This is a genomic window from Nostoc sp. FACHB-152, from assembly GCF_014697475.1.
Lineage (GTDB): Bacteria > Cyanobacteriota > Cyanobacteriia > Cyanobacteriales > Nostocaceae > Nostoc_B.
In genome coordinates this window covers 145,900-159,941 of sequence record NZ_JACJRV010000006.1, presented here as the reverse complement: position 1 = coordinate 159,941, position 14,042 = coordinate 145,900, and the positions used below count along the sequence as shown (strand labels likewise).

11 protein-coding genes are annotated in these 14,042 nt (G+C 40.1%); 7 read left to right on the top strand and 4 right to left on the bottom strand.

Features of this window, described 5'->3' with window-relative positions; all coding sequences use genetic code 11:
• Positions 1 to 132: 132 nt before the first annotated feature.
• Positions 133 to 405 carry a GlsB/YeaQ/YmgE family stress response membrane protein gene (locus H6G76_RS08205; protein WP_190698199.1) on the bottom strand — a complete coding sequence of 91 codons (273 nt, stop codon included), beginning with the start codon at positions 403 to 405 and terminating at the stop codon, positions 133 to 135.
• Between the two features lie 494 nt (positions 406 to 899).
• Between H6G76_RS08205 and H6G76_RS08200 the strand changes: the two genes are divergently transcribed.
• The 4 genes from H6G76_RS08200 (at position 900) to H6G76_RS08185 (ending at position 5,122) form a co-directional block, all read left to right on the top strand.
• The gene (locus H6G76_RS08200; protein WP_190698196.1) at positions 900 to 1,424 is read left to right on the top strand and encodes a EutP/PduV family microcompartment system protein; all 525 of its coding nucleotides are present in this window, start codon (positions 900 to 902) and stop codon (positions 1,422 to 1,424) included.
• A 95-nt stretch (positions 1,425 to 1,519) separates the two neighbouring features.
• Complete coding sequence (locus H6G76_RS08195) at positions 1,520 to 2,119, top strand: gamma-glutamylcyclotransferase (protein WP_190698193.1); 600 nt, start codon at positions 1,520 to 1,522, stop codon at positions 2,117 to 2,119.
• Positions 2,120 to 2,507: 388 nt separating this feature from the next.
• A complete protein-coding gene (locus tag H6G76_RS08190; RefSeq protein WP_190698190.1) occupies positions 2,508 to 3,662 on the top strand; it encodes a hypothetical protein in 1,155 nt (384 codons plus the stop codon).
• 158 nt (positions 3,663 to 3,820) lie between these two features.
• Complete coding sequence (locus tag H6G76_RS08185) at positions 3,821 to 5,122, top strand: sodium:proton antiporter (protein WP_190698187.1); 1,302 nt, start codon at positions 3,821 to 3,823, stop codon at positions 5,120 to 5,122.
• 31 nt (positions 5,123 to 5,153) lie between these two features.
• Here H6G76_RS08185 and H6G76_RS08180 read toward each other — a convergent pair whose 3' ends face one another.
• Positions 5,154 to 5,864 carry an STM4011 family radical SAM protein gene (locus H6G76_RS08180; protein WP_190698344.1) on the bottom strand — a complete coding sequence of 237 codons (711 nt, stop codon included), beginning with the start codon at positions 5,862 to 5,864 and terminating at the stop codon, positions 5,154 to 5,156.
• Positions 5,865 to 6,050: 186 nt separating this feature from the next.
• On the opposite strand from H6G76_RS08180, the gene H6G76_RS08175 reads away from it, so the two are divergent.
• Genes H6G76_RS08175 through H6G76_RS08165 form a run of 3 tightly spaced genes read left to right on the top strand, consistent with a single transcriptional unit; the run spans position 6,051 to position 12,531 of the window.
• Positions 6,051 to 7,868, top strand: a complete 1,818-nt coding sequence (locus H6G76_RS08175; protein WP_190698184.1) for a response regulator — start codon at positions 6,051 to 6,053, stop codon at positions 7,866 to 7,868.
• A 17-nt stretch (positions 7,869 to 7,885) separates the two neighbouring features.
• Positions 7,886 to 12,157: a PAS domain S-box protein gene (locus H6G76_RS08170; RefSeq protein ID WP_190698181.1), complete on the top strand. Its 4,272-nt coding sequence runs from the start codon at positions 7,886 to 7,888 to the stop codon at positions 12,155 to 12,157.
• Positions 12,154 to 12,531, top strand: coding sequence for a response regulator (locus H6G76_RS08165; RefSeq protein WP_190698178.1), 378 nt, complete (start codon positions 12,154 to 12,156; stop codon positions 12,529 to 12,531). The genes H6G76_RS08170 and H6G76_RS08165 overlap by 4 nt, the downstream gene beginning before the upstream one ends.
• A 25-nt stretch (positions 12,532 to 12,556) precedes the next feature.
• Here H6G76_RS08165 and H6G76_RS08160 read toward each other — a convergent pair whose 3' ends face one another.
• Both H6G76_RS08160 and H6G76_RS08155 read right to left on the bottom strand, forming a co-directional pair.
• Positions 12,557 to 13,501 (bottom strand): aldo/keto reductase, encoded by a 945-nt coding sequence (locus H6G76_RS08160; RefSeq protein ID WP_190698175.1) that lies wholly within the window; start codon positions 13,499 to 13,501, stop codon positions 12,557 to 12,559.
• Between the two features lie 43 nt (positions 13,502 to 13,544).
• Entirely contained in the window at positions 13,545 to 14,009 is a 465-nt protein-coding gene (locus H6G76_RS08155) for a YbhB/YbcL family Raf kinase inhibitor-like protein (RefSeq protein ID WP_190698172.1), read from the bottom strand.
• Between the last annotated feature and the right edge of the window lie 33 nt (positions 14,010 to 14,042).

The following is a 14,042-nucleotide window of genomic DNA, read 5'->3' as shown; positions in this document are numbered from 1 at the left end:
TGTGTCCAATTTAACAAAACTCACTTTCTACAGTAAAATATGGTTGTGATTAATTAAACCCATATTTTAAGGTTGTCAAGAGTGCTATATATAAAATCAACAAACACTCTTTATATAAATGATTGCATCAAACTAGGCATTGCTGCTTCTTTGTAACAATCCCCATAGGTAAATAGCAATAATTGCACCAATCACTGCAATAAATAAACCAGGAAGACTAAAACCTGCGGCGGTTAATTGCAAAGTGCCTGAACTCAGCAATGAATATAAACTACCACCTATAAAAGCACCAATAATACCTAAAATCATTGTCGAAAGGATTCCACCGCCTTGATAACCAGGGTATATGGCTTTGGCGATCGCACCAGCTAAAAGTCCTAATATTATCCAAGCAAGAATATTCATAACCACCTCAGAAATCTCATCTGTACACAGATTAACAACACTACTTAACAGACGTTTCTCCCAGATGAGGTAACTGTTAAAGTCAAAAGATAGATAAAATTTTCTCTACCAATTTATAGAGAAGAATTTAATAATCTATATATAAAACTCATATTTGATTTTTAAAAAAAATCAGTACATCGTTACCTGCCTTCTTTGCTATTGCCTATTGCCTCTTCCCTATTGCCTGACTACATAAGTAGTTCAGTAATCAAACTAGATTCCTATAGCATAAGTATTTTTAGTAAAAGTTCCTGAAATTTATAAAATTTTGGAGGAATTTTAGTTGTTATATATTCTTGATTCTCATAAATACAAAAAATTAAAATTTATACTTATATCCTCAATTAAAATACATAAATTAATTTGGTATTGCAATATTTAATTGATACTTGATATCTTAGACTTACATCAGAGCAATAACAGGTTCAAACAACGCCAAATCATCAAGTTAAATGCAACGTATTTCTGTTGTCGGAACTACTGGTTCAGGTAAAACAACCTTGGCTCGGCAAATCTCTCAACGCCTTGCTATACCCCATGTGGAATTAGACTACCTGCACTGGGAACCTAACTGGGTAGAAGTGCCAAATGATGTAATGCGCGATCGCGTTGCTCAATCTTTATGTGGCGATCGCTGGGTTGTCGATGGCAATTACAGCATAGTACAAGATATTATCTGGGCAAGGGCAGATACAGTTGTGTGGTTAGACTATTCTTGGCCAGTGGTTATGAGTCGAATATTGCGGCGCACATTTTCGCGGGTAGTCACACAACAACAAGTCTGCAATGGTAATTATGAAACATGGCAAAAGTCATTCATGAGTCGTGACTCTATTTTATTGTGGGCAATTCAGACTTACGGCAAAAATCGCCAAAAATATCAGGCACTATTTCAAGCATCTAAATATCATCATCTGAATTTTGTACACTTACGCTCCCCTGCTGCTGCGAAAAATTGGTTATCTTCTATAGAATAAATACTCAAATCTCCTAATCATCGGTAGATTTTTAGTTGTATTATATAGCGAGTTTATGATATAATTCTTTATGTAGTTAATACTTCTAGGGATAGATGAGTAACCAAAATCGACACTCAGGTTACAATTGGGTGCAATCTCATAATCCTGCAAAGTTAGATGTGAAACTGCAACAAGAGTTACAAACAGAGCCAGAGTTTTACTATTTTGCGTATGGCTCTTGTATGTGTCCGGTGGATTTAAAGCGATCGCTGGGCGAAAACACCCACCCTTACGTCATCGGGACTGGAGTATTAAAAGGATACCGTCTAGGATTTTATTCATATTCCCACACCCGCAAATGTGGGGTTTTGGATGTAGTCAAAGATCCCAAAGCCAGTGTCAAAGGTGTACTTTATCGGCTACCCTGGCGGCTAAGTGAACACTTAGACAAACGCGAAGGTGTTGCTCAAAGATTTTATCAACACGAAATAGTAGAAATTCACAGCCATAATTCTATATATAAAAATGTTCGCACCTATGTAGTGGTTGACAAGCTACCCGAAGAAATGGCTCCGAACGACTGGTATTTTAATGTTGTCCTGCGGGGTGCGGTTACTTGTGGTTTACCTGAAGAATATTGCTGGCATTTGTTTAATCATATGCATCAATTACAACAACGCAATCAAGCAGAACCGATAAGGCGATCGGCTTAAATTAATATTCGTTAGCCAAATTATTTTAATAACTGTAAATAAAATAAGTCTTATAAAATTTGCGTGGGCAGATTTGTCACGCCACTTGCTTCAACGGGGAGAACTTCCGCCACGCAGTGGCTCGACTTGAGTAAACTTTTCAAGACGGATTTTGGATTTAAAATTAGTGATTTTATTGCCAGGCTGCCTTAAACACTAGTTAATTAATGGCATATTTTTCTATCTTGTTTTCACTGTCTTAACTGTCTTAACTGTCCTTGCATAGTCAACTTCAACATTGTAAGCTAGCAGTTAACTTGATACGAATCATCAAGAATAATAAATCTGTATAAAAATCAAACACATTCCACCACTAAGATAAGCAAAATTTTCTTAGTGCTATTCCACTATGAATACACTATCCATTCCGAAAGTCGCTGTTCCAGATCGATTTTGGTATACAGGAGTTGGCAAAAAAGTCCTGATTGACTTTGGTAGTACTCGTCCAAAAATTATCGCTGCTACTGGACAGAGTTCCGGTTTTGAGGCAACTGCCAGCTATACAGATCCTCTAACAAGCCAACTCCGGTTATATAGTGATGGTCAGTTCATCTTCAACGGACAAACTCATCAAATTTTAAGAGATGGAGTTTGGGGTGCAACTAATTGGTCGGCAACACAGGCAGTGGCAATTGTACCCGCCCCTGGTGATCATCTTGATAAATTCTATATTTTTACAAACGATAATCAAGCGATATATTACTCTATTGCTGATTTGTCAAAAGGTGCAAATGGCTCAGTTACTCGGTTGAACCGAAAAATCACAGAGAAACACTATCACCCAGGAGAGGCCCTTGGGGTAGCACCTCATAGTGATGCTACGTCTTTTTGGTTACTGATGTTCAACGGCAGAACCCAAATCCGTGCCTACTTAGTAGACAAAAATGGCATCAATGCCCAATACGTTTCCTCACCCATTGCGTTCCCACAAGATCGGCTTAACCCGTCGGTAGGAACAAGAGTTCATAAAAGTTCAATTGTCTTCAGCCCCGATTATAAGTTAGTTGCTTTAGGTGTGGCAGGATTGGGAATTGTGGTGGCTAACTTTAACCGCGCTACTGGAAAACTTAGCCACAGTGATTTTTTAATTCGTGGTTCTGCTGGTTACTCTTGCGCCTTTTCACCTGATGCGACAAAGCTATATTATGCTAAGGGTGATTGGGAGTTTAAACAGTGGCGCAAACATACCTTAGAAGGTTGGAGTGCTACACCACACCAAATAGATTTGGTAACTGAGAAAGAAACTGAAATCGATACATTAGCTATTGGAGATATAACTGGCTATTCTGGGGTCAGGTTAGCTCCTGACGGCAAAATCTACTGGACAGGGCCAGGCAAATCTTCCTTGGCTGTGGTGGAAAACCCCAATGCGCCAGGACACGCTCTGGTTTTCAATCGTGATGGCTTACCGCTAGGAAATGGTGTTTATGGTAGTTGGAATCTGCCAACACAGACATTTAGTTTCACTCCAGCCATCGAGAAAATTTTAAAATGCCCTCAATAATTCACAAATGCCAGGGCTTCAGATCCCCGACTTCTTCAAGAAGTCGGGGATCTTGTTTATTCCATCTTGCAAAGCAAATATCTATCTATAGATAATTTAATACTAAAAATATTCTCACTAAACTGACTGCGGGGTACTGCTCTTATCTACTAATTATCATGATAGATATATATATTATTGACTTGTTTTTAATTGGGTTACTCCTGCTAGGAGTTACATTAGCATCTGGCTGGATTACTCGATTACCTCTATCTTTTGCGCTCATCTATCTAGTAGTAGGAATTTTTCTTGGCCCTTATGGTTTAGGTTTAATTAAATTACGGCAGCAAGAATTATTTAATGCAGAATTACTAGAAAGAATTACTGAGTTTGTAGTTATTGTTTCAGTTTTTAGTTGTGGCTTAAAAATTATTCGTCCACTTAATTTTAGAGATTGGGGTATCACGTCGCGGCTAATTTTATTTTTAATGCCGATATCAATCTTCGGCTTGGCTATTGTCGGCAAGATATTTTTAAATATGGGTTGGGGAGAGGCTATTTTATTAGGAGCAATTCTCGCACCAACTGACCCAGTTTTAGCTTCTGAGGTGCAACTAACAGATACTCATGACCAAGATGAGTTGCGTTTTGGTTTAACTTCGGAAGGCGGTTTAAATGATGCTTTAGCTTTTCCGTTTGTGTATTTTGGTATCCATGCGCTCAAAGATAATAATTGGAACAACTGGTTTAAAGATTGGATAGCAGTTGATTTAATTTGGGCGATCGCTGCTGGTATAGTTATGGGAATTATTGTGCCAACAGTCGTAGTTTGGATCGACCAAAAAATTCAAAAACGGCGTTCTGCCGATAAGTTAATGGAAGATTTTATCGCTATTAGTATTATTTTGTTAACTTATAGTTTAACAGAATTTGTTAATGGTTATGGTTTTTTGGCAGTATTTGTTGCTGGTTTAATAGTGCAACGCAGTTATCGAAATCGAGAAAAACCATTAGAGCAATTAGAGTTTATTGAGCAGTTAGAAAAGCTCATGGAAGTAGGGACAATTTTATTACTAGGCTCAATATTATTATTCCAGCCTATGGTCGATTATTTTGGGCAATCATTATTAGTCATTGCTTGCTTATTTTTAATCATCCGACCTGTGGGAGCTTGGGTTAGTACAATTGGTAAACGCCATATAAATCCTCCTCGTCGTAAATTACATTCTGGAACTCGCTGGTTATTTGGCTGGTTTGGTATTCGTGGTGTTGGCTCGTTATACTATCTTGCCTATGCATTTGGTAATGGACTTAAGGGAGAACCCGCCGAGCAAATTGCTTGGATAACTTACACTACTATCGTGGTTTCTGTGATTTTGCATGGAATTAGTTCCACTCCGCTTATGGCTTGGTATGAGTCGCGGATCGCTACTAGTAACAAAAGTGCTACTCCTCCTGCAACTATTGAGGAATTTGAATAAGAGATTAGGGGCTAGTGGAGGATTAACCCAATTAATTATCAGGAATTCTTTCTAACATCCCACTACCAAACACCTGATTCATTTTTAAATAATCTAAATTCACGTAACCAATATGACAATGACAAGTTTGGTTGGTACAAGGTTGATCAGATAAAGCTGCTTCCCATTCAGTATTAAAAATATTACCAATTGGTGCTTTTATAAAGTGACATCGGCGCATTGTACCATCACCATCAACAGAAATCGCTGTTTTTCCAGCCTGGCAAGATTTACCAAAGCTAGGGTAATGATGAGTATTTAATTCATATAATGGATCGATAGATTGGAAAAATTCTCTGTCTGCTGATGATAAATTAGAAAGTTCAGATTTTACAGCATTAATCCACAAATATACGTGGCTTGGTAACTCCTGACGTAAAGCAGCTATTTCTGTTTTAAACTTCGGAAAACCGACAACTCCGACGCTAAATTTAATATTTTTGTTGTCTAAGTCAAGGCATTTTGCTAAAAAGCGATCGCGTGATACCCATTCTGAATGAAAAGTTGCCCAAAGTGCTAATTTATCTTTATTACATTCCTCTACCCAATCTAGCTGACAAGAAAGATTTGTTTGAATTGCAGCCTTATTAACATTAGGCAGATGCGTTAATTTTACCAGAGCTTGCTGATACCAAGAATGGATTAAGGCTTCTCCCCAAGGTGTAAACAAAATTGAAAATTGGTGTTGGCGATGTTGATAAATCCAGAGGTTTTATAGTTTAGGCTTGATTGATCAAGCAAATTGCGGTATCTTAAAACTTGTTTACTAAAAAAAATACGGACAAATAATTAAACAATAGATACTGGGAAAAAGCTTAACTATTCTAAGATTAAGCATCTATGTCTGTGTTAGATCATCTCAATCATTAGTAGGTAAATAGTAGAAGTTGTGAAGATTCTGCTGGTAGAAGACGATTTACCAACTGCGACCATACTAAGTGAGGTTCTCACAGCCGAACATTATACAGTTGAAGTGGCAGCAGATGGGCAGAACGGTTTAGCATTAGCAACTGTATCCAACTTTGACCTGATATTGTTGGATCTACTGATTCCTAAACTTGATGGAATTAACCTTTGTCGGCAACTTCGCGCACAGGGCATTCAAAAGCCGATTCTTCTACTGACAGCCAAAGATCAGAGTGCCGATGTAGTCAAAGGATTAGATGCTGGTGCAGATGATTATGTGATTAAACCCTACGATATCTCAGAGTTGTTAGCGCGGATACGAGCATTACTGCGACGCGGTACGACCCAGTTAAGACCAAGTGTGTTGAGTTGGGGAAATTTATGCTTCAACATTGTGTCGGCAGAAGTTACCTATGAAGGCAAACCTATATCTTTAAGTCCGAAAGAGTATAGTTTGCTCAGGCTATTTTTGCGTAATCCACAACGTGTGTTTAGCCGGAGTGATATTATTGATCACCTATGGTCAGTTGATGCTACACCAAGTGAAGGGGCGGTCACTAATTTAATTAAAGACTTACGCCACAAGCTAAAGACCATAGGAATGTCGGCAGAATTACTAGAAACCGTTTATGGCTTGGGCTATCGGCTAAAACCCCCACCAACACCCGATAGTGAACAAGAACAAGCAAAAAGTCAAAAAGCGATCGCAGCTATCAACAAAACTATAGAACGCTACAAAGATACCTTTGCCCAACGCTTAACTTTGCTAGAGCAAGCAGAACTTGCCTTATACGCAGGAGAATTGTTGCCCCAAATCCGGCAGCAAGCCAGCAACGAAGCACACAAATTAGCAGGAACGCTAGGTTCATTTGGCTACGAAATCGGTTCAAAGTTAGCTCAAGCAATTGAACATTTGCTAGTCAAAGAACAAGATTTAACGTTAGAAGATGCTGTTAAACTGTCGCAACTGATTAGTCAACTTAAAGGAATAATCAGCCGACCTCCGAAGCCCTTAACTGTTGAACAAATAGAACCAAAAGGGTTTCCTTTAGTCCTGGCGATGGCGGATGAATCTTTTGCTAACGAACTGAAAATGCAAGCTGCAAGTTGGGGAGTCAGAATCGAAGTAGCTGCCAACTTGGAAAATATTCCCCAAAATATTTCTCCATCTCCCAAAGTAATTTTGTTCAATCTCAATGGGCAAAAATCGAGTCAAAAAAGTTTAAAATTACTCGCAAAACTCAAACAAAAATTTCCGAATACATCAATTATTGTAGTAGCAAACCAAGACAATCTTGCCCAAAGAGTAGCTGTTGCTCGTTTAGGAATACAAGGATTTTTGAGTCAGCCTACTATTACTAAAGTATTTCAAGCAATTACCAAAGTCATACCTCAATCTCAAGCTAGTCCAGCTAAGGTGATGATCGTAGATGATGATCCTGTAATGCTGGATATATTATCCAATGTATTGCAACCTTGGGGACTGACGGTGAAAACCTTGCAAAACCCTCAAAAATTTTGGGAGTCACTAATTAAAATAACTCCTGACTTATTAATGATCGATTTAGAAATGCCAATATATAGCGGTATTGACTTGTGCCGTGTAGTCAGACAAGATGCTTATTGGGGAAATTTGCCGATATTAGTAGTTACTGCCCATACAGATAATAAAACAATTCAACAGGTGTTTGCAGCAGGAGCCGACGATTTTATCGGCAAGCCTGTAGAGGGCAAAGAGTTAATCACTCGTGTGATCAGCCGGATTAATCGTTCTCGTGTCCAGGAAATATTAAAAACCTAGAAGTAGAGGATGCAAAGGTGAGGCAAAGGCTAGCTAACAACCAAACGCTGAAAATTCCTTTACGGCTCATCCTCACCGTACCCTTTGTGCTGTTAATTGGGGGAACCACAGGTTTAGTAAGTTATATCTCACTGCAAAATTCTCAGCGTTCAGTCAATAGCTTGGCATATAAGCTGATGAGCGAAATCAGCGATCGCATTCATTTATATTTGAGTAATTATTTAAAGACTCCACATTTAATTAATCGCCTTAATGCTCAAGCTAGCGAACTAAAAAATATAGACATCACTAACCCTCAAAATTTAGAAAGCTATTTTTTAAGTCAAATTCAAGAATTCGATTCCAAGAGAATTCACTTTATTAATCCCCAAGGTGGACTTGTGGGAGCGGGAAACGATGAACGCGGACTCAGCATTTCCTTTACCAAGAATTTTAGGAAAGGAGAGCTTTATGTATATAGCGTAGATAATCAAGGCAAGCGGAAAAAATTATTAGTTAATCAGCAAAATTATGATGGAACGCAAAGACCTTTTTATCAAAAAGCACTTTTAATAGGCAAACCAACCTGGACATCAATTTTTTTGTACATACCAGCTTCTAGAGGTTTAGGCATTGCCGCCAGCTATCCTATTTATAACCAAAAACAACAACTTCAAGGCGTTTTTACTAGCGATATAGACCTTTTGACTATTAGTGAGTTTCTCAAAAAATTGCAAGTAGGTACTCACGGCCAAGTATTTATTATGGAACGTTCAGGATTGATGGTAGCTAATTCGACCTCTGAACAACCATTTCTGACAGGTGCTAATGGAACACAAAACAAACGTCTCAAGGTGATAGAAAGTAAGGAACCTCTGATTAGTTTAGCAGGTAAGCATTTAGCTTCTCGTTTTGGGAACTTAACTCAAATTAAGACGGCACAACAACTTTACTTTGATATAGAAGGCAAAAAGCAATTTTTATTAATCATCCCTTATGGTGATCAATTTGGACTCGACTGGTTGATTGTGACAGTCTTGCCAGCATCAGATTTTACCGCAGAAATTGATACAAATACGCGTTTGACCTTAATTTTTAGTGTTGCGGCTTTAGTTGGTGCGATCGCTTTAGGATTATTGCTCACCCAATTTATTGTCCGACCTATGCAACAATTAGGTCAAACTAGCTTGGCATTGGCAAACGGCGAATGGAATCAAGCCATTGGCCAAAATAGCATCATCGCAGAGTTCCAAGTTTTGCAGAACTCCTTTCATTGGATGTCCCAACAGCTAAAACAGTCTTATGAATCTGTCAAAACTGCTTTAGAACAGTCAGAAGAACGCTTCACTAAAGTCTTCCGTACTTGTCCAGAAGCAATGGCGATTCTGACCCTGAATGGCCATTGCATAGATGTGAATGATGCCTTTATTGATTTATATGGTTATTCTAGGGAAGAAGTTATCGGTGACGCAGGGGCAAATCTGATATATTGGGCTAGTGTAGGGGCAAAGCAATACTATCTGCAAGATTTACTCTCAGGTAAAACAGTTCGTAACCAAGAATTTTCTATTGTTCACAAATCAGGTAAGGTAATTACAGTCCTGGTTTCCGCAGATATCATTGAGCTTGGGGGACAAGCACATATAATTGCAGTTACTAAAGATATCAGCAATCGCAAAGAAGCAGAATTAGAACTGCGTCGCCAAAAAGACTTGCGTGAAAGTATTTATAACGAATCTGCTGATGCTTTGTTTTTGGTCGATTCCCAAACCTTGTTAATTTCAGATTGTAATCATCGCGCAGTAGAATTATTTGAAGCAGGCAGTAAAGCCGAACTAATTGGTATTCCAGGACACCAGCTTCAGGTACATCAATTTACTCCTGAAGAACTGTCCCAAATTACCGCCCAAATAGAGGAAAAAGGTGTATGGAGCGCGGAAACTCAATACCTCACACGCAAGGGAAATTTGTTTTGGGGCAACCTAGCGGCTAAAGAAGTGGCGATCGCTAACCAAGTCATCCATCTAGTACGGGTAACAGATATAACTGATCGTAAACGAGTCGAAGCAGCTATACTACAAAGTGAAGCTGCTCTTCGTCGCGCCCAGCAAGTTGCCCATGTAGGCAGTTGGGAACTGGATATCAAAACCCAGAAAATTACGTGGTCTGAAGAAAGTTTCCGAATCTTTGGTTGGAGTCTATCTGTACCAGAACCCTCTATAGCTCAATTTTTTGAGCTAATTCATCCCGACGACAGAGAAGGCCTACGGCACAACCTGGAGCAAACGCTCACAACTCAAAACCCCTATAAAACAGAGTTCCGACTCATTCAACCCAATGGCGCAACTCGATATGTTGAAGCTAGAGGAGAAGCTGTAACTGACACACAAGGACAAGTAATACAGTTACTCGGAACAAATCTAGATATTACTGAGCGCAAAGAAATTGAAGCAGCTTTACGGCACAGCGAAGCTCGATTTCAGCAGTTAGGTGCGGCTTCACCAGCAATCATCTACACAATTGAAGAATATCCAGGTAAACCTGTCCGGTTTGAATATCTTAGCCAAGCTTTTGAAGAAATTCAGGAAATTCCCGTGGCTGAGGCACTCAAAGATCCAATGGTTGCATTTGACTGTTTCCATCCCGAAGATCGCGCAGGGCATCAACAAGCAGTTATCCGCGCTCTGGAAAACATGGAACCCTTTAAACACGAGTGGCGAATCATTACTCCTAGTGGCAAAATCAAGTGGGTTCAGGCACATTCTCGACCAGAACGCTGCAAAGATGGCACACTGCTTTGGCATGGTGTAATGTCAGACATTAGCGATCGCAAAAATATTGAAGAAGCTCTCAGACACAGCGAAGCTCGGTTTCAAAAAATTGCCGCAGTTTCACCAGCACAAATTTACATTTTAGTTTATTTGCCCGATACCAATGAGATGAGATACGAATATGTCAGTCCAGGAATTCGGGAAATTCAAGAACTCGAACCAGAAGCAGTTTTAGAGGATGTTATGCTTACTTATAACCAAGTGCATCCTGATGACTTGCTGCTCTACAACCAACTAACTACTAAAAGTCTCAAAACCCTAGAACCCTTTGCCCACGAATGGCGGATCATTACACCCTCTGGCAAAATTAACTGGGTGCGTGCTAACTCTCGCCCAGAACGCCGACCCAATGGTGAAATTGCCTGGTATGGGGTGCTGCTAGATATTACTAATCTTAAACAAACAGAATTAGCTTTGCGTGAGAGTGAAGAGCGATTTCGCCATGCATTTTATGATGCTCCTATCGGTATGGCGTTGTTGGGATTAGATCAGCAATGGTTGCAAATCAATCCTATGTTACGTGAAATGCTGGGCTACTCTGAGTTAGAGTTTTTCAACAGCACAGTATTTGAACTGCTGCACCCAGAAGATATTCATCAGTTGGGACAATGCATCGCGCAAGTTTTGAATAATGAGAATCGTCCCGTTCAAGTCCAGTTGCGTTATTTGTGTAATGACGGACGCATTGCTTGGGGGTTAACTAGCCTGTCATTAGTGAGAGATTTCCAAAACCAGCCACTATATTATGTGCTGCAAATTCAAGATGTTACCGAACAGCAAGCTATTGAGCAAATAAAAAATGAATTCATTTCGATTGTCAGCCATGAACTTCGTACCCCACTCACCGCCATTCAAGGATTTTTAGGGCTGCTCAATAGTGGTATTTACGACAACAAACCCCAAAAAGCTAAACGCATGGTTGAGCAAGCTTTAACTAATAGCGATCGCCTCGTGCGTTTGGTAAATGATATTTTAGATTTAGAGCGATTGTCCTCCGGGCGAGTAAATCTTGTCCAAGAAGTATGCAATGCCGCAGATTTAATGCAAAGAGCCGTAGAGGGAGTACAATCAATTGCGATCGCCGCCGCAATTAAAATTTCTATTACTCCTACGACTGCTTGCGTTTGGGCTGACCCCGACTTAATTATTCAAACCTTAACCAATTTGTTGAGCAACGCCATCAAATTTTCTGAGCATGACTCGGTGATTACCTTGTCTGCTCAACCACAATCAGACTGGGTACTTTTTGCAGTCAAAGACCAAGGTAGAGGTATTCCCGCCGATAAACTAGAAACAATATTTGAACGTTTTGGGCAGGTTGATATCTCTGATGCTCGTGCTAAGGGAGGCACAGGCCTTGGCTTGGCAATTTGTCAAAGTATTATTCAAAAGCATAATGGTAGTATTTGGGCAGAAAGTACCTTAGGTGAAGGCAGTACATTTTATTTCACTTTGCCAATACCACCAGGAGAACTATGAGCAAACGCATCCTTGTCATCGATGACGAAGAATCGTTACGAGAACTTGCCTGCACTTGCTTAGAGGATTTAGGCGGTTGGGAAGCAATATCTGCCCAATCTGGTCATGAAGGACTTTCGCAAGCTCAAAACTATATTTTGGATGTCATTCTTCTAGATGTATCAATGCCTGACATGGATGGCTTTCAATTTTATGAACAAATCAAAGCTAATCCCAAGACGCAAGAGATTCCGATTATTTTGCTCACTGCCAAAGTATTACCCAATGATTACAAGCGTTTTGCTCAATTAGATGTAGCCGGAATCATTACTAAACCATTCAACCCTCTACTAATTTGCGAACAAATAGCCCAAATGCTGAGTTGGAATGATTAGCAAATCCAGGAGTGCAGTTGTGATTTCATCCTGCGGCGGCTGACATCAATTGCTGAAGGCGTTGTGGCTCCTCTCCAAGCCAATTCGGATGTTGAGCAGTACCGTCAAAAATAGATGAGGTTTTGAAAGGTTCAAACTCACCACGAGCGCCTGCTGCTGCTGTTTTAGCTAACAATGCTTGCACCTGAGAGTCTGTCATCGGTTGAAATGTCTGTACTGCCTGCAACGCTTGCTCTAAAATTTCCATACTGTCTATTCCTGTAATCACAACCGAGGTGGGCAGAGAAAGGGCATAGTGAAGACATTCAATCGGCGTTACCGTATTGGACTTGAGCAGAATACCATTTGCCATACTCTTCATTCCCAAAATGCCCATGTTTCGTTTTACCAGTTCTGGCACCACTAGTTTGGCAAAACTCCTGTAGTGTGCATCCATCACATTTAATGGCATCTGAGCCGTATCAAACTTAAAGCCATAATTATCGGCTACTTCCAGCATATGCAGATGAATTGCTGGGTCTTTATGCCCAGTAAAACCTATATAGCGCAGCTTGCCGGCTTCTTTAGCTGCCACTAGCGCGGCATTTGAGCCTTCTTCATCAAAAACGCGATGCGGATCATCAAATCGGATAATTTCATGATGCTGTACTAAGTCAATATAATCAACTTGCAGACGTTGCAGGCAGTCATCAAGCTGTTTGGTAGCTTCTTTCTTTGAGCGACCATCAATTTTTGTCATTAAGAATACTTTGTCTCGATAGCCATCCTGGAGTGCTTTCCCCATCCGGCGCTCGCTTTCACCCCCGTTATAGTCCCAACTGTTATCCATGAAGGTGATGCCATGATCTATTGCTTGGCGAACTAGCCTAATTGCCAGTTGCTCATCTACATATTTCAAACTCAGATGCCATCCTCCCAATCCAATTGCAGAGACTTTCTCTCCTGTAGAGCCTAGTTCTCGATACAACATCTTTTAATTTGCTCCCTTTTGTCTCATCTTTAAACAGCTATTACTATCGCTGATAAACTCCAATCAGCCGCGCTTGTTCAATCACATGATTAGCGATCGCCTCTAATAGTTGTTCGCGGTTTAGATTTGCCTTAAGATTAAGCTTTGTATCCAAGGCATATAACCAGAAATAATAATGATGAAGCCCATGCCCCTTTGGTGGAGCCGGCCCTGTATAACCGGGTTGATTGGTACTGTTCAAGCCTTGAGTAAATTGGCTACCGTCTGCTTCAGCAATCTGGTTAATCGTTGGCTCAATACCATAGATTACCCAGTGAGTAAACCCTTGGGGCAATGGTGCATCCGGATCATGGCAGATTAGTGCTAGTTGTTGAGTTCCACTTGGCAGTCCACTCCATTCCAATGGAGGTGAAATGTTTTCTCCGTCACTGGTATAGCGTTGAGGAATATATTCACCCCAAGTAAATGCAGGGCTGTGAATCTGTAAATCCTTAATATTTAACGGCATTGTCTATTTTATTAATATTGCATTTACCAGACG